The following is a 24,707-nucleotide window of genomic DNA, read 5'->3' as shown; positions in this document are numbered from 1 at the left end:
TGGCCCGCACTGCATGGCTGTGGCCGTGCTGCTGGCCGCACTTGGGCCTGCCGCGCTGGCACCTCTTTCGGCCATGGCACAAACCACCGAAACGCCTGCGACCCTCACCGCCCAACCACCCCCAGCCAGCCCACAAGCCTTCGGCCTGGAGGTGCGCAGCAGCGACGAGGGCATCCGCGACTATTTGACGCAACACCTGGACTTGCAGCGCTACCGAAGCCTGAGCGATCTGGACGAGACGGAGCTGGCCCGCTTGCTGCGTGACGCCGATGTGCAGGCCCGCGAATTGCTGGGCACCTTGGGATTTTTCAAACCCACGCTGAGCTGGTCGCAAGACAAAAGTGGCAGCACCGGCAACTTGGGCCTGGTGCGGGTGGACGTGGACCCCGGACCCGCTGCCCGCGTTTCGGAAGTGCAGTGGCAGTGGCTGGGCGATGTGGCCGACGACCCCCAGGCGCGGGCGCAGCTCCAAGCCATCGAGCAGCAATGGACTTTGCCTGCGGGCGAAACCTTCAGCCAAAACGCCTGGAGCCGGGCCAAAAACCAGGCCCTGCGCCAGCTGCTGGCCGAGCGTTACCCCTGGGGCCGTATCTTGCACAGCCTGGCCTTGGTGGACGAGCCCAGCAACCAGGTGCGTCTGTGGTTGACCCTGGAGTCTGGCCCGGCCGTGCGTCTGGGGGCTTTGCAAATTTCCGGGGCTGACAAATACGGTGCCACCCAGGTTGAGCGCCTGGCGCGCTTGCCCGTTGGCCAGGTCTACCGCCAAAACGATTTGCTCGAAGCACAGCAGCGCCTGGTCACCAGTGGTTTCTACGATTCGGTGTTTGTCAGTCTGGATGCCGAAGGCAATCCGGCGCAGGCACCGGTCAAGGTCGAGCTCAAAGAAAGTCTGCGCCAGAAGTGGGTGTTGGGCTTGGGTGTGCGCAGTGACAGCGGTGCCCGCGTGAGCGCCGAGCACACCCACCACAGCGTGCCGGGCCTGCATTGGCGCTCGGTCAGCAAGCTGTCTGTAGACAAGGACTTGCAAAGCGCGAGCCTGGACCTGCTGGCTCCGCCAGATGCCAGTCTCTGGCGCTGGAACACCTCGGCCAAATTCGATCGTGAAAAACTGTTTGACGTTTCCCTGCAAAGCCAACGCTGGCGCGCAGGTCGCACCCAACTGGGTGAGCGCGTTGACCGCTCCTACTTCGCCCAATACGACTCGGCCCGCTTGCAAGGCGACCTCCAGCTCCAGCGCGAATCCATCAGTGCCAACTACGGCTGGACCTGGCGCAACTTTGACAGCCTGCCCTTTCCCAGCCGGGGCTTGGGCGTGGGCGTGGAGTTGGGTTCGGGGGTAACGCTGGGTGACCAGCGTGAGCCTTATGTGCGCTGGCTGGTCAAAGGCCTGGGGCTTGTGCCTTTGGGCACCAGCCTGGGTCGCCTGGCGGTGCGGGCCGAAATCGGCAGTGTGGTCAGCCGCGACACCTCCAACCTGCCCGCCACTCAGCTGTTCTGGACAGGTGGCGACAACAGCGTACGCGGATACGCCCCCAACAGCATTGGCGTGAGCGAAGCGGACGGCATCACCGCACCGGGCCGCTATCTGGCCGCAGGCAGTCTGGAGTGGCAGCGCCCCATCCGCATCAAAGGCCAAGCCACCGATTGGGAAAGCGCCGTGTTCGTCGATGCCGGGGCTGTGGCCAATGACACCGGACAACTCCAGCCCCAAATCGGCTACGGTGTCGGCGCCCGCTGGCGCAGCCCGGTCGGGCCGGTGCGCATGGACCTGGCCTATGCACAGGTGCTGCGCAAGCTGCGTCTGCACCTGAGTGTGGGTTTCACATTTTGACGATGAACACCCACCCCGAAGCCCCGACCGACAAGGATGCCATGGCACAGACCATGGCCTCGTCTTTGAACTCGACGGCGGATGAGACCGTCCCTGAGCACGCGCCTTCTCGCACGCTCCTGCGGCGCATGCTTGCCGCCTTGGGTGCTTTGTCGGCCGTGAGCCTGTCGGCTTTGCTTGGGCCCTTGGCGCTGGCCGCCGCGCTCTGGGGCCTGTGGGCCTGGACGGGCACGCCCGGGTCTTTAGGCACGGCCCTGAACATGGTCCACTGGGCCTTGCCCTCGGGCCAGCAACTGCGCAGCACCGACGTGCAAGGCAATCTGCAACAAGGCGGGCGCATTGGCCTGATCAGCTGGCAAAGCGATGGCTTGCAAGTGCAGGCCCAGGATGCCCAACTGGTGCTGGACTGGTCGCAGCTGTGGCGTCAGGCCTGGCCCCTCAAGAGCGTCCAGATCAGCAGCCTGCGCGTGCAAGACCAGCGCCCCCCCCAGCCCCTCACACCGCTGACCGAGCTGCGCCTGCCCCTGCCCTTGCAACTGGCGCTGCAGGTGGACCAATTGAGCTGGCAAGGCCACACGGCGGTGACGCTGTCCGATGTGCGGGCCCAGTACGCCTTTGACGGGCAGGACCACCGCCTGAATGTCGAATCGCTGGCGCTGGCCCAAGGCCGCTACACCTTGCAAGCGCGTTTGCAGGGTGCAGCGCCCATGGCCTTGCACATCACGGCCCAAGGCCAGGTGCAAACCCCGGCCAGTGGCCGCACACCGGCCGTTCAGTTACAGGTCCAGTCCACGGTGCAAGGCCAGCTGTCAGGTCCGTCAGCCCAACTCTCGGTGCAGGCCGAGCTGGCCCCCACACCCGGGCAAGGCGCTTTGGGGCGCGCACAAGACAAGGTCCATCTGGCGCTGCAGGCGCAAATCCAGCCCTGGCAAGAACAAGCGGTGGTGCAAGCCGATGGCCAGTGGCAAGCGCTGGACCTGGCCCCTCTGTGGCCGGGTGCCCCGCAAACACGCTTGCAAGGCCAGGCCAGGCTGCAGCCCGAAGGCGCGGCCTGGCAACTCGATGCGCAACTGGAGAACCTGCTGCCCGGTGCCTGGGACCTGCAGCGCCTGCCCTTGGCGCAGCTGAGCCTGAACGCCCGCCATGCGCAGGGCCTGTGGCAAATCCAGCAAGCCGGGGCCCGCCTGGGCGCCGGCCAAGTACAAGGCCAAGGCCAGCAAACCCCCCAAGGCTGGACCGGGCAGCTGGACATCCAGAACCTGCAGCCCGGCTTGCTGCACAGCGCCTGGGCTGGACCCGCCGTGCAAGGCCGCCTCAAAGCCGAGGCCTCAGGGGCGGACAGCATCGCGCTGAGCGCTGACTTGCAAGCGCTAAAAGCGCAAACCCCCGCTGCTTCCTCCAGCCCAGCCGCTTTGCAATGGGAGCAGCTCCAACTCACAGGCCAATGGCACCCGGACCGCTGGGACATCGACAGCCTGCGCCTGGAGGCTGCAAGAGCCGTGCTGGAGGGACAGTTCCAATGGCAACCGGCCCAAGAAGCGGTGCAAGGACGCATGACACTGCAACTGCCCGGCATGCAAGCCACGGCCCAAGGGAACCTGGCTCCCATGACCGGCCAAGGCCGCCTGGACGTGCAGATGCAAGACGCCGCCCTCAGCCAGACCTGGCTGCAAGGCCTGCCGGGTTGGGACGCCCAACTTAAAACTTTCAAGGCCTTCAAAGCCAGCGGGCCGGCTCAACTGCAAGCCCAATGGCAAGGCGGCTTCGCCCAAGCCGATGCGCCGCTCTCCCTCCAACTGCAGTGGCCGCGCATCGAGTGGACACAAGCCGGCCCCAGCAGCGCCCCCACAAACAAACCCACCACCCGACCAGCGCCCTGGTTCCTGGCCCCGGGTCAACTCCGCCTGCAAGGCACCCCCCTGGCGCTGCAGGCTGAGTTGCAAGCCCGCCTGGGCCAGGGCACGAACAGCGCCCAGCTGCAAAGCACCTGGCGCGCCAGCCGCGACGATGTCCGCAGCCCCAGCTGGCAAGGCCGCATCGAACAGCTGGCCCTGAGCACCCCCAACACCCAAAGCCCCTCGGCTACGCCCTGGCGTCTGGCCTTGCAGTCCACGCTCGCCTGGCAAGCAAGGCTCGAGCCCTTGGCCCTGACTTGGGGGCCATCGAACTGGTTGCTGCAAGGCCCGGGTCCTGGCCGCCCCCGCTTACAGGCCGAAGCCGGTGGCTGGACGGCGCCCAACGCGGGCCAGCCCCTGCAAACGCATGGGGCCCTGAGTTGGTCAGACCTGCCCGTTTCCTGGGCGCAAGCCTGGCTGGGCACCGACCTCCTGAACGACATCACGCTCCAGGGGCAGGCCCAGTGGCGCATGGATCGGGACCTGAACTTGAGCGTGACGGCTGAGCGCAGCCAAGGCGATTTGCGCATCAAGACCGACAGCGCATCAGGCCAGAGCACGGCGGCAGGTTTGCGCCAGGCCAAGGTCTTTTTGCGGGTGCAAAACGAGCAGCTGCTCACCGAGCTGAACTGGGACAGCGCCCAAATGGGCCAGGCACAGGCCCAGCTGAAAAGCCAACTGAGCCGAACCTCTGAGGGCTGGCAATGGCCCGAGCAAGCACCCTTGAGCGGCAGCGCGCGGGCCAGCTTGCCGCAAATCGGGGCCTGGTCGGTTCTGGCCCCGCCTGGCTGGCGCGTGCAAGGCACACTGGACGCGAACCTGACGCTCAGCGGAACGCGCAGCCAGCCACAGTGGCAGGGTCGCTTGCAGGCGGATCAACTGGCGGCCAGATCGGCTGTGCAAGGCATCGAGTTCAGCCAAGGGCAAATGCAGGCACGCCTGCAAGGCCAAAGCCTGGTGCTGGAGCGCTTGAGCCTGCGCGGGGCCGGCGCACAAGGGGGCGAACTCCAGGCCCGTGGCCAGGTCCAGTTCAAGACGGCACCGGGTGCCCCTGCAGGCAGCCTCCAAAACCCTTTGCGCACAGCCGATCTGGCCTTGCAGATCGAGGCCAAAAACCTGCGCGTGAGCAACCGAGCCGATCGGCGACTGAGCGTGTCGGGCGATGTGACGGCGCGCATGGCACAAGGCCAACTGCAACTGCGCGGGGGCCTCAAGGCCGACCAGGCCCTCTTCATCCTGCCCGACGACAGCACCCCCAGCCTGGGCGACGATGTGGTGGTGTTTCGCCCCGGCATGGGCGAGCTGAATGTGAGCGCCCTGAGCGCCCCACCCGACCCCAATGCGTCCTCCGGTTCCTGGCTGGGTGTGCCCGATGTGCGCGTCATGCTCGACTTGGGGCAAGACTTTCAGCTGCAGGGCCAAGGCCTTGTCACCCGTCTGACCGGTCAGGTGGAATTGCTCAGCAACGCCAGCACGCGGGGCCAACCCCGTCTGAGTGGGCAGGTACGCACCGAAGGCGGACGCTACAAAGCCTATGGCCAGCAACTGAACATCGAGACCGGCGTGCTGCGCTTCAATGGCCCGTATGACAACCCCAGCCTGGACATCATTGCGCTGCGGCCCAACCTGCCGCAAAAAGTGGGCGTGCAAGTCACGGGCACCGCATTGCTCCCACGCATCCGCTTGTACGCAGACCCGGACCTGCCCGACGCAGACAAACTGGCCTGGCTGGTGCTGGGCCGCTCTGCAGCCAACGGCGGCGCCGAGTCGGCCGTGTTGCAACAAGCGGCGGTGGCCCTGCTCAGCGGCAACGGCAAAAGCCTCAGCGGCGAGTTGGCCAGCAGCCTCGGGCTGGACGAAATCTCATTGGGCAGTGGCAGCCGCTCGGACGCCTCTGCCACAGGCGCGGCCGTGACACTGGGCAAACGCTTGTCCAAAGACTTTTACCTCGCCTACGAAACCAGCCTGAGTGGCGCTTTTGGCAGTTTGTACATTTTTTACGACCTCTCGCGCCGCCTGACTCTGCGGGCGCAAGCAGGGGAACAAAGTGCGCTGGATTTGATTTTCACGGTGCGAAGGGATTGAACCCTTGGTCAACGCTCTCCGTGAAAACGATGATCCCTCAACATCAAAACCAATACTAAAATTCCAATATCCCAAGCTTCACTTGTTCTGACAGCTTCAAACATTCAATTGACACGCGCGCCGTGATTTCACCCTGAATGAAACTGTTGGCCGCACTTTGAAAACCACTTCATTTTTGAGCGTCGCATGTTTCCGCAGTCCAGCCTGATCCAATTTTCGGCACCAGACATCCGACGCAAGACGCTCAGACTAATTATCTTTATTACATATTTACCAAAACTGTTCTATCATCCGCGAGTTGTCCCTGGCTGGGGCTCGCGATTCACTGATGTCAGCTTTCACCTATGAACAATCCCACATGGCGTTCTGAAGATGGGCAGCTCTTGCGAAGTTTGCGGGAAGAGGCAGGTATTGATGAACTGGTATTCGCTCGGACCAACACCGTGTCCTTGGCCCAGCTCAGAGAGCTTGAGCGGGGTGGCAACAGCAGCTTTTACAACCCCGCCATCAAGCGCAGCACGGGTGTCAAACTGCTGAAGAAACTGGGGCACGACCTGGTCACACCAGAGATGGTCAACCTGGCCATTGAGCCCGCCGAGCCCAAAGTGATCGCGCAACCCTCTGCCATGGCCCCCGTGATGGCGCAAGCGCTTGTCAGCCCGTCCCAGACCCCTTCAGATTCCCAGCCGCGTGGGCTGTTTCAACCACCTTTTTTTTGGGCTTTGAGTTTGCTCAGTCTGGTGGCACTGATCACCATTAAACCGTGGAATTTGCTCGATTTACCTGCACCCGACAGACGCTCTGCCCACTTGGCAACGCAGGACCTGCCCAGCAGCGCCCTGTCGACACCAGCGCCTGCGCAGCCTTCCCTTGCCAAAAGCGCTCAGACGCCGCCATCAGAACCAGCCCAAGTGATCGCATCCGCCTCTGCAATGGCTGAACCACCTGTGGGGACGGTCAAAGTCTCGGCACCCACAGTCACCTCGGCCTGCGATTGGCAGCACCGCAACAACAGCAAAGCCCACACCCCCAGCCAGCCACTCAAACCAGGTAATTACGTCTATTTGGAAGCTCAAGCCGATACCGAACTGTGTGTGCTCGACAGCCAAAACCAGAAAACTCTGCTTCAACTCAAAGCAGGCATGGCCAAAAGCGTTTATGGCTCCGCACCTTTTCTGGTTTTCAGCCAGGATTTGCAAACTCTGAAATTGTTTTTCCAAGGCCGCCGCGTGCATGAAGCCCTGGATGACATGCAGTACCTGCTCTTGAACAGCCAACCCCTTTAAGGCCACGGTTGACGTGCCGCCAAGTTCAGCGCGAAAAACCAACCGACACGCCACGTGTCTCTGGGCCCCGAGGACCATTACAATCCGCAACCTGGCCACCGTAGTTCAATGGATAGAACTCTCCCCTCCTAAGGGAGTGATACAGGTTCGATTCCTGTCGGGGGCACCAGGCCGCGCGTCAGGCCCGAATGGGGCCCAACGCCACCAGGCGCTGGATGGCCTGGCGCAAAGGGGCTGTGCGTGGGTTCTTGGCAAGGGTCTTGAGGCTGTAACGGTGGCCGGCCGGTAACACGTGCAACTGGACCCCCAGCATTTCTATCTGCTCGAAGGCTTCGAGTTCATTCACATTCGATTGCATTTGCGAGGGGTCTACCAAGGTCACCGTGCCCTTGCCGATGACCTCCATGGCTTCACCTCGCTCGATCACCAAAGCGGTATCTTCGTCGATACCCACCCCCAGCAAATCCGGGCGCATGGCCAAAGTGGACAACAAACGCGCCAAGCGTCTTCGTTCCGAAAAATGCTGATCCACCACCGCCTGTGACAGCAAGCCCAAGCCAATGTCGGTGTCCACGGCCTCCTTGCTGGGTCGCAAAACCGCAGGCCCTTGGGCGATCATGTGCCGCGACATGACCGCTGCACCTGCACTGGTGCCTCCAATGCAGCAACGGTTGAGGTGAAAGGACTGGTGCAATGATTGGTAGGCCGGGGTACTCCACAAAGTGTCCATGAGTTTGGACTGGTCTCCGCCACTCATGAAAATGCCATCAGCTTGCAGGATCTCCGCCTGCAATGGCAACGCGTGTGCACTCTCTCGATCATCGATGGCCAAACGCTGCACGTCTTCTACCCCAATAGACCTGAAGGCATTTTGGTAACTTTGCCACACCCCTTCAGGGTCGCCACTGGCAGCTGTGATGACACGGATGCGTGCCTGGCTGCCACCACAATAATCGGCGAATTTGCGCAAGATGATGCGATCCTGCAAACGGTCCTCTGCGCCGCCCACGATCACCAGGCGGGAAATTTTGGGGTACTGTGCCCAAACAGGCGGCCCCACCAGCGCAGCAACACCTGCAACGGTCATACCGCCCAATACATCTCTTCGGTTCATGGGGGCACTCTAACCCATGAACGAAGAACAGAACTGTGCAGCAGACCCCTTAAAAAGCCAGCTTTTCGGCTTCCAGATATGCGAGGCTGATGTACTTGCCGATGTTGCCTTCGAAGCCTTGCATGTTCTTGGCACGGGCGGCCACACGGGGGTCTTTGAGCACCGCAGCTTTGGCATCGGCTTCAGACTTACCGTCCTCCACCGCTTTGAGGCAAGGCTCCCAGATGCCGGCCATGAACTCGCCATAGGTCTTGAGCAAATCCTTACGCGCGTGGCCATGGCCTGGCACCCACAGCTGATCGCCCGTGGCCGCCTGCAGGGCTTTGTAATATTTGAAGGTGCCGGGGTAAGAGCCTTCGTCCATGTTGGCGATGCGGTTGGTCATGGCAATGTCCCCCACCGCTGTCACCTTGTCCTGCACCACTTCCACGCACAAGTCTGAGGGGGTGTGCGCCGTGCCATAGTGGTGCATGCGCAGGCTCACGTCGCCTACCTGGATGAGCTGCCCGTGCTGCACGGGCGAGTTGGGCAAGACCACCTGGGTGCCCAGGGTGGACTGGTTGGTCCAGCGCTCCATCAGGCTGCGCCACAAATTGCCTTCAGTGCCTTTGAGTTTTTCGATGGTGCTGGGCAGCGCGTAAATGGGCAGCTTGTCGCCATAGGTTTTGACAAAGGCGTGGTTGCCCAGCCAATGGTCGCCATGGTAGTGGCTGTTGAACACGGCCACCACGGGTTGGTCGGTCACTTGGCGGATCATGCGGATGGCCATCTGGCCGATTTGCAGCGAAGCCCCCGAATCGATCACCACCACCCCGGCCGGGGTCACCACAAAGGTCACGTTGGCCATCATGCCCCGGTTTTCAGGGGTGGGAAATCCATCGGGGGAGTAGATCATCCACACATGGCGCGACAGCTGTTGCGCGGGGATGTCGGCCACGGGCGGGCCTTCGATGAAATCCTGCGCTTGCTGCGCCAGCAATCGGGCCTCAGGCCACAGGGCTGCGCCACCCACGGCCGCACTGGCCAACAGTAAATGTCTTCTTTTCATGGTCATTCCTCCTCTCGCGGTGCAGCGCCAGACAGTGTCAGTTGGCGCTGCACATCCCCATCAAACGGCATAGCCCTTGTTGGGCAAAGCGCCCATGATTTTGGGGGTGTTGAGTTGGCGTGGCTTGATGCGACCGCCTTGCGCCTTGAGCCAGGTTTCGACCACTTCCCAGACCTGCTTGTTGCCCTGGTTACGGGCTTCTTCAGCCACCGGGGCCCAGCCAGCGACCTTGTACTTTTTACCCGCCTCGATGAGCTGGCCTTTCAAGCGCAAATCACCAATGCGCTTGCCTGCGGTCTCCACAGGGTTGCAGCTGTAGCTCAGACCCCCCACGCGCACCATGTCGCCGCCTTGCTGGTAATAAGGGTCAGGGTTGAAGAGGTTGTCGGCCACGTCTTCGAGAACGGTCTTGATGGTCTCACCCGTCATCTCGGTCACGGTGGCGTACGAGTAGGTGGTGGCGGTCATGTCAAGCAGCCACTCGCGCGTGATGGCCTGGCCCGGCAAGAGCGTGGTGCCCCAACGGAAGCCGGGCGAGAACGCGATGTCAGCGCCTTGCACGTCCAGCAGCGCATCGACCAGCAACTGGTCGCCCGTGCCGTTGAAGTTGCCACGGCGGTAGAGCAGACCATCGGTCACGGCCAGTTTTTCGGCCAGCTTGGCCTCGTAAGGCGCACGGATCTTGGTGATCAAGGCGTCCATCTCTTTGTCGGCGGGCAGCATGTTGGAGAACACGGGCAGCAGCTTGTATCGGAAGTCGCTGACTTTTTTGTCCTTGACCTCGAAGTCCAGCACGCCCAAAAACTTACCATTCGAGCCCGCATTGGTCACCAGGGTCTTGCCACCCTTGTTGGACACGATGGAGGCCACGGGCATGCCGTCGTGGGTGTGACCACCCATGATGGCATCGATGCCGCTGACGCGGCTGGCCATTTTCAGGTCAACGTCCATGCCGTTGTGGCTGATGACAACGACGACTTGCGCGCCTTTGCCGCGCGCCTCGTCCACCATCTTTTGCATGTTCTCGTCCTGGATGCCGAACTCCCAGTCGGCCACCATGTAACGCGGGTTGGCAATCGGGGTGTAGGGGAAGGCTTGGCCAATGATCGCGCAGGGCACGCCATTGATCTCGCGGATCACATAGGGTTTGAACACCGGGTCGCCAAAGTCGTTGGTCTTGATGTTTTGCGCCACAAAGTCGACCTTGCCCGCAAAATCTTTTTCGACGATTTCCTTCACGCGCTCCATGCCCAGGGTGAATTCCCAGTGGCCAGTCATCACGTCCACGCCCAGCAGTTTGCAGGCATCCACCATGTCCTGACCATTGGTCCACAGGCTGGTGCCCGAGCCTTGCCAGGTGTCACCACCGTCGAGCAGCAAAGCGCCGGGACGGCTGGCCTTCATGCGTTTGACCAGCGTGGCCAAATGCGCAAAACCACCCACCTTGCCATAGCGCTTGGCGGCTTTTTCATAGTCCAAGTAAGTCAGCGCATGGGCCTCTGCCGTGCCCGGACGGATCTTGGCCACTTGCAACAAATACTCACCCACCAAATGCGGCAGGTTGCCCTGCATGGAGCCAACCCCTAAGTTGATGCTGGGCTCACGGAAATAAATCGGCTTGAGCTGCGCATGGCAATCGGTCATGTGCAGGAAAGACACATTGCCGAACTTGGGGATGTCATACAGACCATTGGCGGCTGTGCTCGCGCTGGATTGGGCGTAAGCGCCCATGCTCATGCCGGCCATCGTGCCAGCGCCCATGATTTGGATAAATTCGCGTTTGGAGAGATTCATATTTGCAACCACTGATATATAGGGGGCTAAAAAACCCGGACCAGCCGGGTTTTGGGTCGTTTACTGGTTAACAGGCGACTTAGGGTCCAGCAACAGGCCCACGATGTGGCGAACCTGTGTTTCGTTCAAGATACCCATGTGGCCGGCGCGAGGCATGTTCGAGCAAGCGTTGTAGGCCTTGGCGTTCCAGATCTTGCCCCAGGTGTACTCCACGATGGCTTTGCTGGCCGGATCGTTGGGGTTGGTCACGCCACGAATCTTGCCGTAGTTGTACAGGCTCGGTCCAATGGTGCCGTAAGAAATTTCTTTCTTGTCCATCTGGTGGCAGTTGTAGCAATTGCCGCCGTTCACAGCCGTGGCCGAGTCGGTCCAGGTCAGGCCACGACCGCTTTGCGCAATGGCTTCACCTTGCTTCCAGTCACCGATGAACTTGCCGTCCGATGGCCATTTGATGGCTTTGAGGTTGGCTTCTTCGATGCGCTTGGCTGTTTTTTCATCCAAGGGCTTGCCTGCCACATCGGCATCACTGCAGGCGCGGTTGGTTTCGTCGGTGGCCGTGATGCGCTCCACTTTCACATGGCTTTCATCACGGAAAGAGGCCTTGACGATCTTGTCGGTCAGGGCATTGAGCTCGGCCACAGATGGCGCGGATGCGCAGCCTGCAGCCACCAATGCGGCAGCCAAGCTGGCCAATACAAGTTGGGTCTTTTTGTTCATGGGTTTCTCCTGCTCAGATCAGCGTTTGATGGCCGGTGCAACCGAGGCAGCGCCCTTGGCGTTCACACCCAGATAGGTCGACAAGGCAATGGTGGCATCGCTGGCAAAGCCAGGATAGGGGAAACGCTGCTGGCGGTAGCAGTCGTTCAGGCGCAGCTGCATGCTCCACATCTGGCCGTTCGAGACGCGATAAGCTGGCCAGGCAGCAAAGCCTACGCCATCGCCGGGGTTCTTGGTCAGGATGGGCAGATCTTGCAAACGGATGCGCTTGCCTTCTTCACCGTGGCAAGAGGCGCAGGAGAAGTCGTGCGAGCCACCACGCTGAAAGAAGAGGCGCTTGCCCACTTCATAAAACGTTTTTTCCTGGGCATGCGATTGCGACAGGTTGAACCTCAAGCCTTTGGATTCGGCAGCGATCCAGGTGGCCAAGGCGGTCACATTGGCCATCTCGCCACGACCAAATGCGGTCTTGGAGATTTCGGCAGCATTGAAGCCCTGCAGGGTTTCCATGCAGGTCACCAAGCGCGACTCCAGGTCCTGCATGCGCTGGGTGTCAGCGAAGTATTTGGGCAACTCCACAAACGCACCTTTGACCACGCCAGGGCCTTTGCCCAGATCGCATTTCTCGAGACTAGCATTTTTGGGTCCGCGTGCTTTTTTCCAGAGGTCTTCGCCTTTGGCTTCAAAGAGTTCAGCGGGGTTGCCGTCTTGCAACATGGCGCGGTATTCGTCAATGCCTTGGCTGGCGGTCTTTTGGGCCAGAGCGGGCATGGTACTCAAGGCCAGTGCTGCTGCCATGGCCAAACTTGATGCTTTGTTCATTGTCACCTCTGTTGGTATTTTTCAAACGCGAAAAGGGTGAAGTAGTCACTTCACCCTTTGCACTGTCATCGCACGATCACGAAACGGTGGCTTCGTCGGTGCGGGTATCGCCTTTATTGTCTTTCCAAGTCACCGCAATTTTGTCCCCGGCTTTGGCGCCTTTGACGTTGAATTGCAGGAAGGGGTTTTTCGACACGGCGGGGCCCCATTCAGCGGAAAACACGTCCTTGCCGTTGAGCTTGGCTGTGACTTCCTGGATGAACCAGGCGGGCACGGTTTTGCCGGAAGCGTCTTTGCGTTGGCCGGATTCCATCTCGTGGCTCATGAGCACACGAACGGTTGCTTTGTCGCCAGATGACTGGGCACGAATGCGCATTGGATCTGCCATTTTTCTCTCCTAAATCTTTCAGTGAATCAATGTGTGGTCGATGGGTCAAGGGGGATTAACCGCCGCAACCGCCCAAAGTGACCTTGACTTCTTTCTTGGCCCACAAGGCCTTGCCGTCGTTCATGATGGCCACAGCATAGACATCAGAAGACTGGCCCATTTTGGCGCGGGTCGAGAAGTTGGCTTCAACAGCATCGGTCACATGGAACATGGCCACCAAAGCGGATGGGTTCTTTTCAACCATGATCAACAACTGCTTGACGCCAGGCAGCGCTGTGCTGGCACCCAAAGGCACCACAGCGCCGTTTTCAGCGATGTCCGGACCGGTGATGGTCACGTCTTTGCTCTCGGCCATGCTGGTGGCACCAGCGGCTTTGGCAGCGTCTTGCACCGACTTGGCGTCGAATGCGGCTTTGTTGAAGGCAGCGTGGGCGAACTGTGGGAAACCCGCAGTGGCCAAGAGGCCAGCCACAACAGCGCTTTGCTTGAGTGTCTCGCGACGGTTTTGCATCTGATATCTCCTTGATGGTTGAGTGATGCTATTGAAACAGGTTCAGAAGTGCAACGGGGATACCCCGAATCACTTGCTGGCCCCCTTGGAAATCCATTCGGCAATTTGCTTGGCGTCAACGTCTGGCAGTGATTGTGCGGGCATGGGGATTTGACCATAGACACCCACACCACCGGCCTTGATTTTGCTCAAAATATAGTCGGTTTTACCGGCTTGCTTTTTCGCAATTTCATTGAAACCAGGGCCCACGATTTTCTTGTCCACACCGTGGCAAGCGGTGCAGCTGTGCTTGTTCAGGAGCGCAATCGCAGCCTTGGCTTCGTTGTTTTCAGGCTTGGCAGATGCTGCAGGAGCTGCAGCGGCCACTGGCATGCCGGCCTTGGGCTCGGGTTTGGTGGTGTCCGCTCCACGCTGTGGACCGACGATGCGGTTTTGTTCTTGCAGGTTACCGTGGGCATTTCGCGCAAAGTCAGGCAAGAACGATGCCACTTTGGCTTCAGGCGTGCACTCCTTCATGCAAATCTTGTTGGCGGTGTCGGGTTTTTTAACGCCACCAAATTCATTGCCGGGCCACATCGCATGGGCTGTGCTCATGCCGTTGCGGTTGGGCATGCGCGCCTGCACTTCGGCGATGTTCTTGTCAGACAGCACATAGTTGTCCGGCACGATGTTGGCCATGTTGAGCATGAAGGCCGTAACGGCATACACCTCTTCCGTGGTCAGTGTCTTGGGGTTGGTCCAAGGCATGGCGCGGTTGATGTAGTCCCACAAGGTTGAGACTGTGGGCACCTTCATGATGGTGGTGCGACCGGGGTAGTCGGTACGCTTCAAGTTGGCTACGCGGCCATTCTTGATGTCTTCGGCGGTGGTGCCACCGATGAGCGGACTGAAGACCTCGTTGGACTCACCAAACACACCGTGGCAGTGGGCGCATTTGCCTTCCCAAACGTCCTGGCCTTTGGCGACCGACCCAGCGCCTGCTGGCAGACCCTTGAAGTCAGGGCGCACATCGATGTCCCACTTGGCCACTTCCTTGGGCGTGGCAGCACGCCCCACACCAGGATATTGGGTGCTCTGTGCAGTCGCCAAGCAAGCGACCGCCATCAACGCCACCGTCAAAACGGCATTACGAAACCTGGACATTTTTCACCTCACCGTTTTCCTGCACCAACCACGATTGGATGGCATTGTTGTGATAAATGGAGCGCGTTCCGCGAACACTGCGCAACTGCTGGTATGTGGGCTGCACATGACCTGTTTCGTCTTGTGCGCGGCTTTGGATGATGGCTGGTTTGCCGTCCCACACCCAATCCAGGTTGAAACGGGTCAAAGCTTTGGACAAGACCGGGGTTTCCAGTCGTGCTTGACGCCAGTTGCGACCGCCGTCTGTGGACACATCCACGCGCTTGATCTTGCCTTTGCCCGACCAGGCCAGACCCGTGATGTTGTAGAAACCTTTGTCCAACAACACTTGACCGCCAGAGGGTGTGGTCACCACGCTCTTGACTTCCTGGATGTTGGTGTATTGGCGATGAGTACCATCGGGCTGCAAGTCGACGTAGTGAATCGCTTCGTCTTTGGCGGCATAGGGCTTGTCGCCCACTTCCACGCGACGCAGGTACTTGACCCAGCTCACACCTTGCACGCCGGGCACCACCAATCGCAGGGGATAGCCGTTTTCGGGCCGGAGCATTTCACCGTTTTGGCCATAGGCCACGATGACTTCACCCGATGTGATCAGGCTCATGGGGATGGTACGGGTCATTGACGACCCGTCACCGCCTTCGGCCAAAACGAACTTGCCGTTTTTCAGATCGGCACCGGCCAACTCAAGCAAAGTGATCAAAGGCACGCCCGTGAACTCGCTGCAGGAGAGCATACCGTGGGTGTACTGCACAGTGGGCACGGCCACATTGCCCCATTCGGTCGCTGTGTTGGCACCGCACTCGATGAAGTGGAAACGTGACACCGATGGCAAACGCATGATTTCGTCCATGGTGAACACCATGTTCTTTTTGACCATGCCGTTGATCATGAAGCGGTGCTTGGATGGATCGATGTCCCACCAGCCCTGGTGGTGACGCTCGAAGTGCAATCCGCTGGGCGTGACGATGCCAAACAAGGACTGCAGTGGTGCAAACGACACCGAAGCCTGTGTGGTTTGTGTCAGCCCGGGGCTTTGACGGCGTTGCAAGTTCGCTTCAAACTTGGAGGGCTTGCCATATCCTTCAACGGCCACACCCTGCCCCAAACCCGTGGCGTGCTCGGGCAAGTTCAGAATATTGGGGTCACCACCTTCGGCGGGCACCGGGTTGCCCTGGGCCATGGCCATGGGGGCAGCGGCGCCTGCAGCAGCAGCCGCAAAGGCGTTGCGAATGAAATCGCGGCGACCTTTTTTGCCTTCGGCAAAGACTGCTTTGATGCCACTGGGTGTCAGGAAACTTTCAGGTGCTTTTTGCACCCTTCCTGAATTGATGCTGTCTTCTTTCACACAAACTCCTCGTTTTGAGTTGTCAATTCACGGCCGTGTCGATGGCGACCTGGGTGCACATGGCACGGCACACCACCACCGCTTTTTCGTCTGCAATCCGGTAAAACATCTGGGCCCCTTGGCGACGCTTACCCAAAATGCCTGACCTGTACATGATGTTCAGGTGTTGAGACATATTTGGTTGTGCCACGCCGATATGGTCCAGCAGCTGCCCTACATTCTTTTCCCCTTGGCACAACTCGCTGATGATGCGCAAACGAATGGGCGTGGAAAGGACTGCAAACATTTCTGCTGCCTTCTCAAACACCTCATCGGTTTCTTCGCTCATGCGGGCTTTGCTATTAGGTTCATATATTCGGATGTGCGAATATATACGATAAACAATGAATCTGAATCAGGGATTACACGGAAAGTTTTTCCTGATCAGGAAAAACCCTGATCAGGAAAAAATAGCTCTCAGATCAGAACTTCCAGCTGTACTGCACACCCAGAGATTGCTGAGACATGCGCACGGTTTCTGTGATGGTGGTCGTTCCCATTTGCATGTTGTACATCGAAGGGCCGGTGACCGTGTTCTTGGGCGCGTACATGTAAGCCCAAGTGAACTCGGCATCCTTGCTCAGTGCATAGGTGCCACCCACGGTGTAGTGCTGCTTGATCACGCCAGGCGCCAGGATGTTGAAAGTCACGTTCTCAGGCTTGACCGGGTTGGTGCTCTGGTTGTAGCCCGCGCGCAACACCATGGTCGGCGTGGCTTGCCATTGCACGCCCAGTTTGATCACGCTGACATCAGACCAGCCAAATCCCGGGCCATTGGGCGAACCCATGGGGTTACCTGCCATCAAATTGCTCATGGGGTTGCCAATGGAGAGCACACCGCTGTAGTTGACGCGTGAGTAGTCTGCCGCCACCGACACCGCTGGGGTCACTTGGACATTGACGCCCAAAGCATAGTTTTCAGGGATATCAAAGGAGCCCGAGCCTGCGAACAGACCGGCATATTCGTCGAATTTGCCCATCTTGATTTTGGGCGAGTAGGTCGCACCAAACTTCAAGCTGTCGCTCAACTGACCCAGGTAGCCCAAACGGACCCCCACGCCCGTGCTGCGGTCAGTGCCAGTGTTGCTGACTTTGCTCGGCGCCATGGAGAAACCTGCAAACGCATCCAGCCCTGTGGCACTGAACTGCTGCACCACGACGAGCGGCGACACGCCCAACGAGTGCTGTGCGTCAAGTTTGTAGGCAAATGTAGGGGCGATGATCAGTTGCATCAAATCGACGCCCAGCTTGCCTTGGCCGCACAACAGGTTGCCTTGATAAGGCTGACCATTGTTCGGGTTCATGCACATGACATTGCCGCCCTCGAACTCGGTGTTCATGCCGCCATTGCCATAGACCGTGACACCCCAACTGCGGCGGTCATCGATCTTGGTGTTGTAGGCAAACTCGGGAATTGCAAAGGCGCTGCCACTGCTTGTCACATCACCTTCAAGCATGCCGCCAAAGCCAGGGGCCGAGCGTGCCGCACTGCGCTTGGGCATGAAAATGTCCAAACCGAGATCGGCACGGTTGCCCGCCCACACGGAAGCGGCCGGGTTGTTGATGCCCGCAAAAGCGTTGTCGGTCACAGCCACGGCAGCACCACCCATGCCCTTGGACTTCATGCCAAAGCCATGCGGAAAGTAACCGTCAGTTGCCCAAGCAGCAGAACCTGTGGCCAAAACAGCCGACACGACGGTGGCGCGCAAAGTGTTGATTGATTTCATGTTGATCTCCTGGTGTTGACCGCTCAGAACTCGCCTTTGCTACCGCGTTCCATCATTTCCCAGATGGTGTCGCGCACGGCTTTGGCTTCTTCTTTCAAGGGCGAGGGGAGCTTGCGGCCCATCTTGACCATCATGTCCATGTTGAGGGTGTAGAGCCAAAGGCCGTCTTCCTTTTCAACCATCGACACGCGGCATGGCAGGTAAGCGGCCATGTGGGGGCTGAAGTCCACCATGCGGCGGGCGGTGGCGGGTGAGCAGAAGGAGTAGACCGTCAGCAGCTTTTCTTTTTTGCCAGAACGCGCTTCGAGTTCTTTGGACAGGGGCAGCGTGCCGACATCGCGCATGTTGCGCTCGGTGGCCACTTGTTTGAGGACTTGCTCAACCTCTTGGGCGGTCACTCCTTTCTTGACCTTGCGCTCCCAAGTGGTGGCCACGGCGATGTCGCCCTCGCCTTCCACCCAGCGGTCCCACATGCGGCTGGCTTCTGAGCCTGCGCCCGATTCAAGTTTGCCGAGGGTGCTGATGGTTCCGCAGCCTGTGAGCCAGATCGAGCTGGCCAGAACGACCCATTTCATCCATGTGAAAGATTTGCGCATTGATTTTTTCTCCTGAGGTCATGCATTGATGGAACCCAGCGATACACACCATGTGTCCTGCTGGATTGACATCAATCTTCCATGACCAGGAAAAAATAAGGTATTGGCAGATACCCTATACCCCACGGGGTAAGGTATCTGTCAGTCCCAAAGGCTCTGAAGACTTAAAACCTCATTTGAACTTGTAATGGTCGCGGTTGAGCACTGCCGCCACCGAAGTCACATCCTCTGGAAACATGCCCAGGTTGAGCTCTGTGTTGCATTGCTCCACCATGCCGCGCAACAATGAAGCGTTGTTGATGCGGCCTTGGGGTTTGTAAATGGCACTGCCGTTGCCACCGACTTTGGAGACATGGCAGGCCACACACTTGCTTTCGGCAATCAGTTTCTCACCCAGCTTGTAGTCGGCATCCTTGAAAATGGCCGGCTGCGCATGCACGATTGTTGCAAAAAAAGAACTGATCCAGACCATCGCGGTCTTGTTACGGTTGTTCATTCAAGTCTCCCATCAAAAAAGCCGCTCAAGGGCAGACCCTTGAGCGGCAAAAAAGCCACGAGTACCAATCGAGCTTTCTAAATCATGCCATGGCGATCAAGCCTGCAAGGGCTTGATTTACTTGGCACCAGCCAAAATCCAGGTGGCCAGCGTCAGGGCGTCGGCATCGCTCAATGCCGCTTGGGCGGGCATGGGCACTGGGCCCCACTTGCCAGAACCACCGGCTTTGATGCTCTTGGCCAAAGTTGCTGCCGCGTCTTTTTGACCGCCGTATTTCTTGGCCACATCCTGGTAGGAAGGCCCCACCATTTTCTTGTCCACTGCATGGCAGGCCATGCAAGCATTTTTCTTGGCCATGTCCATGTTGGCGAAGGCGGGGGCTGACATCAGGGCAGAGACGGCAGCAGCAGCAAAAATCAGTTTCATGAGGGCTCCATGTGAGGGGTTTTTAATATAACCAACCGCTAATTTAACCTAAATCAAGACGGCTTTGAAAAAAACCGCTCAAGTTGGGCTGGTGAATTTTACTGAGGGCAAGCCGTAAAAAGACCCAAAGCCATCCCCAAAACACGGCCATCTGACTCACTCAAATGCAGTCGGCTCGGGTTTAACCACCGCTTTGCCAGCAGCAGCCCAAGCATCAAAACCTCCTGCAATGGATGACACATTGAGGTAACCCATGCTCTGCATGGTTTGAGCAGCCAAGGCTGCGCGGCCGCTGGTCTTGCAGTACAGCACGACCTTCAGGTCGCGGCCTGACAATGCGGGCGTGCCGCTGAGCTTGAACTCGAGCAAGCCCCGGGGCACCAGCACGGCACCCGGCAGGTGGCCTGCGGCAAACTCATCGGCCTCGCGCACGTCGATCAAGACATCGGCTTGGCGAATGGCGTCTTCGGCGTCTTGCAAGGCGATCTCGCGGACGTTGGCCTTGGCTTGCAGAACCAGGTCGTGGGCTGTTTTCATGGTGTCTCCTTCAGTTTCTAATTAGGGGGCTCAAGGTGCCAACTGGGCGTTCAGGGCTTGCAGGCTTTGCACCGTCATGCTGCCAGTCAAAGCGTCGAGCTGCAAGCGGGTGAGCAGCCACTCGGTCTGTGCACGCAGCCAGGCCAGCTCGGCTTGGGCGGCATCGTTTTCGGCTTGCAGCAGCGCCAGCGTGGTGCGGTCGCCCACTTGACGGCCCAAACGGGTGGCATCCAGACGTGCCGTGCTGGCCTGCCAAGAAGCTTTGAGGGCAGCCAAACGGGCGGGGCCTGTCTCCAGCGCCAGCCAAACGGAGCGGGCTTGCTGCTGTGCTTGCTGCACCGCCAAGTCCACTTCGGCTGCAGCCCGCGCCTGGGCATCCACCGCTTCTTGCAGCTTGGCGCTGCGCCAGCCGCCCGTGTACAAAGGCACATTCAGGCTCAGGCCTACCATCTGCTGGCCTTGGCTGTTGGCCGATGGGCCGAAATCACCCTCGCCGCTCAAGCGCTCACGACCTGCCGAAGCCACCAAATCCAGCGTGACACCGCCACTGCGCTGGTGCTTTTGAAGCTCCGCCTGGGCCACGTCTTGCTGGGCTTTTTGCAAGCGCACGCCCGTGTTGGCCTCGCGCACCTGCTCCAGCACCTGCGCCAAAACGGGCACGGCAGTGACGGCCGCATCGCCCTTGGGCGAAAGTGGCTTCAAAGCATCGGGACCCAGCCGGGTGGAGTCGGTCAACACACTGCGGGCCATTTGCACTTCACTGCCAGCAGCCAGCAACTGCGCCTTCAGGCCTTCGGCACGGGCAGCGGCCTCGTGCGTGTCGGTGACCGGCAAATCGCCCAAGGCAAAGCGGTCTTTGGCTTCGGTCAGTGAGCGGCTCACAGCGGCGTACTGGTTTTTCAGCACCTGCTCCTGGCGCTCGGCCAGCAGCAGATTGAAATACCTTTGCGCTGTGAGCAGCATGAACTGTTGTTGGGCCAGGTCGGCACGCAGCTCGGCCACGCCCGCTGCGGTGTGCAGCTGGGCTTGCTGGGCCTGGCGCTCGGGGCTATAAAGCGGCTGTTTGGCCTGCAGCGACCAACGCGTGGAGGTGGCTGCACTGGCCGAGGTGGCGAAAGACACCCCAGCGGATTGCCCAAAACCGGGTGCTGAAAACTGTGCGCCCTGCATGCTGGTGTCCGCCGACATGGCGCCCACCGTGGCGCTGCCCATCAGCACCGGTCGCCACAAAGCTTGGGCTTGCGCTTCAAAGGCTTGCACCGATGAGCGCGTGGCGGCGACCACCTGCATTTGTGGGTCGTGCGCACGCGCCTGCTCCCAGGTTTGCAACAAATCCAAGGCCTGCACGGAAGGACTGGCCAGCAGGGCCGCCAGCACCCAGCCGCTCAGGGGCCGGGGTTTGAACAAGGGCGAACGCATGGCGGGCATGACGGCCAGATCAGCAGCCGCACTCGACGCCGAATTTGCGCAAGATGGTCTCCATCAAGCACCACTTGGTCAGGGCGCTTTGCAGCAAATTCAAACCCACAAACGCGGTGAAAGCCAACCACCACTCATTCACAAAAACGGGGCTGGCCTGCACGCCCAAAGCCAAAGACAACAAGACAAAAAAGCCAGCGACCAAACGAACGATTTGCCAAGATTTCATGATGATTTACTCCAGTTGATGAAAGAAAGAAACAAGTCAAGCGCCGTACTTTTTGCGGTACGCCACGTAATACAAAGTCGGGATGACGACCAGCGTCAGCACGGTGGACACAAAGATGCCAAAGATCAGCGAAATGGCCAGGCCGTTGAAGATCGGGTCATCCACAATGAAGAAGGCCCCGATCATGGCCGCCAGGCCCGTTAGCATGATGGGCTGGGCACGGGTGATGGCCGACTGCACAATCGCCCGCTTGAAGTCCATGCCGCTGTTCACCTGCAGGTTGATGAAGTCCACCAACAAGATCGAGTTGCGCACGATGATGCCCGCCAGCGCGATCATGCCGATCATGCTGGTGGCGGTGTATTGGGCATTCAGCAGGGCGTGGCCTGGCATCACGCCAATGATGGTCAGTGGAATGGGTGCCATGATGATCAGAGGCGTGAGGTAGGAGCCAAACTGCGCCACCACCAGCAAATAGATCAGGATCAGGCCCACCCCATAGGCAGCGCCCATGTCGCGGAAAGTCTCATACGTGATTTGCGACTCGCCATCCCACTTGATGCTGTAACCGCGCCAGGCGTCGTCGGGCTGGCTGATGAAGTACTCTTCAATCCGCTCACCGTCCGGGCCTTTGATCTGGGCCACGTCGCCGCGCATCTTGAACAAACCGTACAAGGGGCTGTCCACTTTGCCGGCCATGTCGGCATTCACAAAGTTCACGGGCAGCAGGTCTTTGTGGATGACAGGCTGCTCACGCAGGGTGTCGCTCACGGTGACCAGCTCGCGCAGGGGCACCACCTTGCCCGTGGCGCTTTTCACGCCCAGCTGCAGCAAGGCGTCCAGATCGCCATGCAGCTGCTCGGGCAGCTGAATCAAGGCGGGCACCGGGTACTTGCTGCCATCATGCAAATACGTGACAGACTCGCCCGCCAAACCTGCACGCAAGGTGGTCACGATGGCTTGCTGCGACACACCCAGCACGGCCGCTTTGCGGCGGTCCACCAGCAGCAGCTTGCGCGGTGCATCGGCAATCGAGCTGTCGTCGATGTCCACCACACCTTCGGTCTTTTCGAACACGGCGCGCACCAACTTGGCCACTTGGCGACGGCCTTCGGCATCGGGCCCATAAATCTCGGCCACGATGGGCGACATCACGGGCGGGCCTGGTGGTACTTCCACCACTTTGACGTTGGCCCCGTGACGTCGACCGATCTCTTGCAAGGCCGGACGCACACGCGTAGCGATCACATGGCTCTTGTCGCTGCGCTCAGACTTGCGCACCAGATTCACCTGAATATCACCCAGCTCGGCGCCTGCACGCAGGTAGTACTGGCGCACCAGACCGTTGAAGTTGATCGGCGAAGCCGTGCCCACATAGGCTTGGTAATGCGTCACCTCGGGCACGGTGGCCAAGTGGCCGCCCAGTTCGCGCATCACTGCGGCGGTTTTCTCCAAAGGTGTGCCCGCAGGCATGTCCACCACCACCTGAAACTCCGACTTGTCGTCAAAGGGCAGCATCTTGAGCATGACCAGCCCAGTGACCGGCAGCACCAAGGACAAAGCGATCAAACCCGCGATGCCCAAACCCAGCAGCTTGCGGTTGCGCCCACCTGATTGGGTGTCGAGCAAAGGCTTGAAGATTTTTTCGAACAACGGTTCGAGCTTGGCGCTCAGACCGCTGTGCCCGCCTGCCGCGTCATGCGCATGACCCGAAGACGGCTTCATCCACATGCCCGACAACCAGGGCGTGATGACAAAGGCAATGGCCAGCGACAACAGCATGCCCAAGCTGGCATTGATCGGGATCGGGCTCATGTAGGGGCCCATCAGGCCGCTCACAAAGGCCATGGGCAACAAGGCCGCGATCACCGTGAAAGTGGCCAAGATGGTGGGGCCACCGACTTCATCCACCGCACCGGGGATGATCTCGCGGATGCTCTTGCCCGGGTACAGCTGCTGGTGGCGGTGGATGTTCTCCACCACCACGATCGCGTCGTCCACCAAAATGCCGATGGAAAAAATCAGGGCAAACAGCGACACGCGGTTGAGCGTGAAGCCCCAGGCCCAAGAGGCGAACAAAGTCGCCGTCAGCGTCAAGATGACCGCCACGCCGACGATGGCCGCCTCGCGGCGGCCCAGCGCCATGAACACCAGCGCCACGACCGAAGCGGTGGCAAACAGCAGCTTCTGAATCAGTTTTTGCGCCTTGTCGTTGGCGGTTTCACCGTAGTTGCGGGTCTCCACCACCTGCACGTTGTCAGGGATCACCGTGCCTTGCAGCTTCTCGACGCGGCTCTTGACGCCATTGGCCACATCGATGGCGTTTTCGCCCGATTTTTTGGTGATCGACAGCGTCACGGCGGCAAACTCCTCGCCGCCATTTTGGGCGTTGTTGCCGTGCCAGACATAACGCTCAGCCGGCATGGGGCCGTCTTTCACGTCAGCCACGTCTTTCAAGAAGACGGGCTTGCCCTGCACCACTTGCACGACCAGATCGGCCACGTCGCTGGCTTGCGCCAGGTGTGGGCCGGCTTCGATGGCCACGCTCTGGTTGGCACCCAACAATTCACCGACTGACAAGCCGAGGTTGGCGGACTGCAAGGCCATGCGCAAGTCGTGCACCGTCACGCCCGAGCCGTTCATGCGCTGCGGGTCGATCTGCACCAACACCGCGCGGCGCGGACCACCGATGGTGACCACATCGCGGGTGCCAGGCACGCGCTTGATGTCGGCCTCGATGCTGTGCGCCACGCGCTCCAGATCAAAGGCGCTCACGTCTGCATTTTTGCCATGCAAGGTAAGCGATACGATGGGCACATCGTCGATGCCCTTGGGCTTGATCAAAGGTTCAGGCAGACCCAGGTTGCGGGGCAACCAGTCAGAATTTTCGCGGATCGTGTCGTGCAACTTGACCAGCGCCTCGGTGCGCGGCACGCCCACCTTGAACTGCACCGTCAGGATGGCCACGCCGGGGCGAGAGACCGAATACACATGCTCGACACCCGCGATTTTGGAGAGCACCTGCTCGGCCGGGATCGCCACCATTTGCTCCACATCGCGCACCGATGCACCCGGGAACGGCGCGATCACATTGGCCATGGTCACGTTGATTTGTGGCTCTTCTTCGCGGGGCGTCACCATCACGGCAAACACGCCCAGCAAAAACGCCACCAGCGCCAGCAAAGGCGTGATCTGCGCGCTCTGAAACATCGCCGCGATGCGGCCTGAAATGCCCATTTTGTGCTCGCTCATGGGA

At 59.9% G+C, this 24,707-nt stretch carries 21 protein-coding genes and 1 tRNA gene; 4 read left to right on the top strand and 18 right to left on the bottom strand.

Annotation, left to right across the window (positions count from 1 at the left end; all coding sequences use genetic code 11):
• The first annotated feature begins 13 nt into the window (after window positions 1-13).
• From QZ190_RS07845 to QZ190_RS07830, 4 genes are all read left to right on the top strand, one after another.
• Window positions 14-1,831, top strand: a complete 1,818-nt coding sequence (locus QZ190_RS07845; RefSeq protein WP_291915221.1) for an autotransporter assembly complex family protein — start codon at window positions 14-16, stop codon at window positions 1,829-1,831.
• Window positions 1,832-1,833: 2 nt separating this feature from the next.
• Window positions 1,834-5,811 carry a translocation/assembly module TamB domain-containing protein gene (locus tag QZ190_RS07840; protein WP_291915220.1) on the top strand — a complete coding sequence of 1,326 codons (3,978 nt, stop codon included), beginning with the start codon at window positions 1,834-1,836 and terminating at the stop codon, window positions 5,809-5,811.
• Between the two features lie 344 nt (window positions 5,812-6,155).
• The gene (locus QZ190_RS07835) at window positions 6,156-7,097 is read left to right on the top strand and encodes a hypothetical protein (RefSeq protein ID WP_291915219.1); all 942 of its coding nucleotides are present in this window, start codon (window positions 6,156-6,158) and stop codon (window positions 7,095-7,097) included.
• A gap of 94 nt (window positions 7,098-7,191) precedes the next feature.
• Window positions 7,192-7,266: transfer RNA gene (locus QZ190_RS07830), tRNA-Arg, on the top strand.
• A 9-nt stretch (window positions 7,267-7,275) separates the two neighbouring features.
• Here QZ190_RS07830 and QZ190_RS07825 read toward each other — a convergent pair.
• The 18 genes from QZ190_RS07825 to QZ190_RS07740 all read right to left on the bottom strand — a co-directional run bounded on the left by QZ190_RS07825 (window position 7,276) and on the right by QZ190_RS07740 (window position 24,703).
• Complete coding sequence (locus QZ190_RS07825; protein ID WP_291915218.1) at window positions 7,276-8,211, bottom strand: cyanophycinase; 936 nt, start codon at window positions 8,209-8,211, stop codon at window positions 7,276-7,278.
• Between the two features lie 49 nt (window positions 8,212-8,260).
• Window positions 8,261-9,259: an MBL fold metallo-hydrolase gene (locus QZ190_RS07820; RefSeq protein WP_291915217.1), complete on the bottom strand. Its 999-nt coding sequence runs from the start codon at window positions 9,257-9,259 to the stop codon at window positions 8,261-8,263.
• Between the two features lie 60 nt (window positions 9,260-9,319).
• Window positions 9,320-11,053: a thiosulfohydrolase SoxB gene (soxB, locus tag QZ190_RS07815; RefSeq protein WP_291915216.1), complete on the bottom strand. Its 1,734-nt coding sequence runs from the start codon at window positions 11,051-11,053 to the stop codon at window positions 9,320-9,322.
• A 60-nt stretch (window positions 11,054-11,113) separates the two neighbouring features.
• On the bottom strand, window positions 11,114-11,770 hold the full coding sequence (soxX, locus tag QZ190_RS07810) for a sulfur oxidation c-type cytochrome SoxX (RefSeq protein ID WP_291915215.1): 657 nt from the start codon (window positions 11,768-11,770) through the stop codon (window positions 11,114-11,116).
• Between the two features lie 18 nt (window positions 11,771-11,788).
• The gene (gene soxA / locus QZ190_RS07805) at window positions 11,789-12,592 is read right to left on the bottom strand and encodes a sulfur oxidation c-type cytochrome SoxA (RefSeq protein ID WP_291915214.1); all 804 of its coding nucleotides are present in this window, start codon (window positions 12,590-12,592) and stop codon (window positions 11,789-11,791) included.
• 76 nt (window positions 12,593-12,668) lie between these two features.
• Window positions 12,669-12,980 (bottom strand): thiosulfate oxidation carrier complex protein SoxZ, encoded by a 312-nt coding sequence (gene soxZ, locus QZ190_RS07800; protein WP_291915213.1) that lies wholly within the window; start codon window positions 12,978-12,980, stop codon window positions 12,669-12,671.
• 55 nt (window positions 12,981-13,035) lie between these two features.
• Window positions 13,036-13,491, bottom strand: coding sequence for a thiosulfate oxidation carrier protein SoxY (gene soxY, locus QZ190_RS07795; RefSeq protein WP_291915212.1), 456 nt, complete (start codon window positions 13,489-13,491; stop codon window positions 13,036-13,038).
• A gap of 69 nt (window positions 13,492-13,560) precedes the next feature.
• Window positions 13,561-14,634: a c-type cytochrome gene (locus tag QZ190_RS07790; RefSeq protein ID WP_291915211.1), complete on the bottom strand. Its 1,074-nt coding sequence runs from the start codon at window positions 14,632-14,634 to the stop codon at window positions 13,561-13,563.
• Window positions 14,618-15,982, bottom strand: a complete 1,365-nt coding sequence (gene soxC / locus QZ190_RS07785; protein ID WP_291915210.1) for a sulfite dehydrogenase — start codon at window positions 15,980-15,982, stop codon at window positions 14,618-14,620. Before soxC ends, QZ190_RS07790 begins: the two co-directional genes overlap by 17 nt.
• A gap of 22 nt (window positions 15,983-16,004) precedes the next feature.
• Window positions 16,005-16,310 carry a helix-turn-helix transcriptional regulator gene (locus tag QZ190_RS07780; RefSeq protein ID WP_291915209.1) on the bottom strand — a complete coding sequence of 102 codons (306 nt, stop codon included), beginning with the start codon at window positions 16,308-16,310 and terminating at the stop codon, window positions 16,005-16,007.
• Between the two features lie 133 nt (window positions 16,311-16,443).
• Window positions 16,444-17,748, bottom strand: a complete 1,305-nt coding sequence (locus QZ190_RS07775; protein WP_291915208.1) for an OmpP1/FadL family transporter — start codon at window positions 17,746-17,748, stop codon at window positions 16,444-16,446.
• 23 nt (window positions 17,749-17,771) lie between these two features.
• On the bottom strand, window positions 17,772-18,344 hold the full coding sequence (locus QZ190_RS07770) for a DUF302 domain-containing protein (RefSeq protein ID WP_291915207.1): 573 nt from the start codon (window positions 18,342-18,344) through the stop codon (window positions 17,772-17,774).
• A gap of 172 nt (window positions 18,345-18,516) precedes the next feature.
• Window positions 18,517-18,840 (bottom strand): hypothetical protein, encoded by a 324-nt coding sequence (locus QZ190_RS07765; protein WP_291915206.1) that lies wholly within the window; start codon window positions 18,838-18,840, stop codon window positions 18,517-18,519.
• A gap of 117 nt (window positions 18,841-18,957) precedes the next feature.
• Window positions 18,958-19,266, bottom strand: a complete 309-nt coding sequence (locus QZ190_RS07760) for a c-type cytochrome (RefSeq protein WP_291915205.1) — start codon at window positions 19,264-19,266, stop codon at window positions 18,958-18,960.
• Between the two features lie 156 nt (window positions 19,267-19,422).
• Window positions 19,423-19,803 (bottom strand): rhodanese-like domain-containing protein, encoded by a 381-nt coding sequence (locus QZ190_RS07755; RefSeq protein ID WP_291915204.1) that lies wholly within the window; start codon window positions 19,801-19,803, stop codon window positions 19,423-19,425.
• A 30-nt stretch (window positions 19,804-19,833) separates the two neighbouring features.
• Window positions 19,834-21,231 (bottom strand): TolC family protein, encoded by a 1,398-nt coding sequence (locus QZ190_RS07750; protein WP_291915203.1) that lies wholly within the window; start codon window positions 21,229-21,231, stop codon window positions 19,834-19,836.
• A 10-nt stretch (window positions 21,232-21,241) separates the two neighbouring features.
• On the bottom strand, window positions 21,242-21,451 hold the full coding sequence (locus QZ190_RS07745; RefSeq protein ID WP_108365273.1) for a DUF2892 domain-containing protein: 210 nt from the start codon (window positions 21,449-21,451) through the stop codon (window positions 21,242-21,244).
• Window positions 21,452-21,487: 36 nt separating this feature from the next.
• Window positions 21,488-24,703: an efflux RND transporter permease subunit gene (locus tag QZ190_RS07740; RefSeq protein ID WP_291915202.1), complete on the bottom strand. Its 3,216-nt coding sequence runs from the start codon at window positions 24,701-24,703 to the stop codon at window positions 21,488-21,490.
• Window positions 24,704-24,707 lie beyond the last annotated feature (4 nt).

The organism is Limnohabitans sp. (assembly GCF_017848645.1).
Lineage (GTDB): Bacteria > Pseudomonadota > Gammaproteobacteria > Burkholderiales > Burkholderiaceae_C > Limnohabitans_A.
This window is presented reverse-complemented; position numbering and strand designations above follow the sequence as displayed.

Coding starts and splice junctions, on each gene's coding strand:
- QZ190_RS07845 (WP_291915221.1), top strand. CDS start 14: ATGGCTGTGGCCGTGCTGCTGGCCGCACTTGGGCCTGCCGCGCTGGCA.
- QZ190_RS07840 (WP_291915220.1), top strand. CDS start 1,834: ATGAACACCCACCCCGAAGCCCCGACCGACAAGGATGCCATGGCACAG.
- QZ190_RS07835 (WP_291915219.1), top strand. CDS start 6,156: ATGAACAATCCCACATGGCGTTCTGAAGATGGGCAGCTCTTGCGAAGT.
- QZ190_RS07825 (WP_291915218.1), bottom strand. CDS start 8,211: ATGAACCGAAGAGATGTATTGGGCGGTATGACCGTTGCAGGTGTTGCT.
- QZ190_RS07820 (WP_291915217.1), bottom strand. CDS start 9,259: ATGAAAAGAAGACATTTACTGTTGGCCAGTGCGGCCGTGGGTGGCGCA.
- soxB (WP_291915216.1), bottom strand. CDS start 11,053: ATGAATCTCTCCAAACGCGAATTTATCCAAATCATGGGCGCTGGCACG.
- soxX (WP_291915215.1), bottom strand. CDS start 11,770: ATGAACAAAAAGACCCAACTTGTATTGGCCAGCTTGGCTGCCGCATTG.
- soxA (WP_291915214.1), bottom strand. CDS start 12,592: ATGAACAAAGCATCAAGTTTGGCCATGGCAGCAGCACTGGCCTTGAGT.
- soxZ (WP_291915213.1), bottom strand. CDS start 12,980: ATGGCAGATCCAATGCGCATTCGTGCCCAGTCATCTGGCGACAAAGCA.
- soxY (WP_291915212.1), bottom strand. CDS start 13,491: ATGCAAAACCGTCGCGAGACACTCAAGCAAAGCGCTGTTGTGGCTGGC.
- QZ190_RS07790 (WP_291915211.1), bottom strand. CDS start 14,634: ATGTCCAGGTTTCGTAATGCCGTTTTGACGGTGGCGTTGATGGCGGTC.
- QZ190_RS07780 (WP_291915209.1), bottom strand. CDS start 16,310: ATGAGCGAAGAAACCGATGAGGTGTTTGAGAAGGCAGCAGAAATGTTT.
- QZ190_RS07775 (WP_291915208.1), bottom strand. CDS start 17,748: ATGAAATCAATCAACACTTTGCGCGCCACCGTCGTGTCGGCTGTTTTG.
- QZ190_RS07770 (WP_291915207.1), bottom strand. CDS start 18,344: ATGCGCAAATCTTTCACATGGATGAAATGGGTCGTTCTGGCCAGCTCG.
- QZ190_RS07765 (WP_291915206.1), bottom strand. CDS start 18,840: ATGAACAACCGTAACAAGACCGCGATGGTCTGGATCAGTTCTTTTTTT.
- QZ190_RS07760 (WP_291915205.1), bottom strand. CDS start 19,266: ATGAAACTGATTTTTGCTGCTGCTGCCGTCTCTGCCCTGATGTCAGCC.
- QZ190_RS07755 (WP_291915204.1), bottom strand. CDS start 19,803: ATGAAAACAGCCCACGACCTGGTTCTGCAAGCCAAGGCCAACGTCCGC.
- QZ190_RS07750 (WP_291915203.1), bottom strand. CDS start 21,231: ATGCCCGCCATGCGTTCGCCCTTGTTCAAACCCCGGCCCCTGAGCGGC.
- QZ190_RS07745 (WP_108365273.1), bottom strand. CDS start 21,451: ATGAAATCTTGGCAAATCGTTCGTTTGGTCGCTGGCTTTTTTGTCTTG.
- QZ190_RS07740 (WP_291915202.1), bottom strand. CDS start 24,703: ATGAGCGAGCACAAAATGGGCATTTCAGGCCGCATCGCGGCGATGTTT.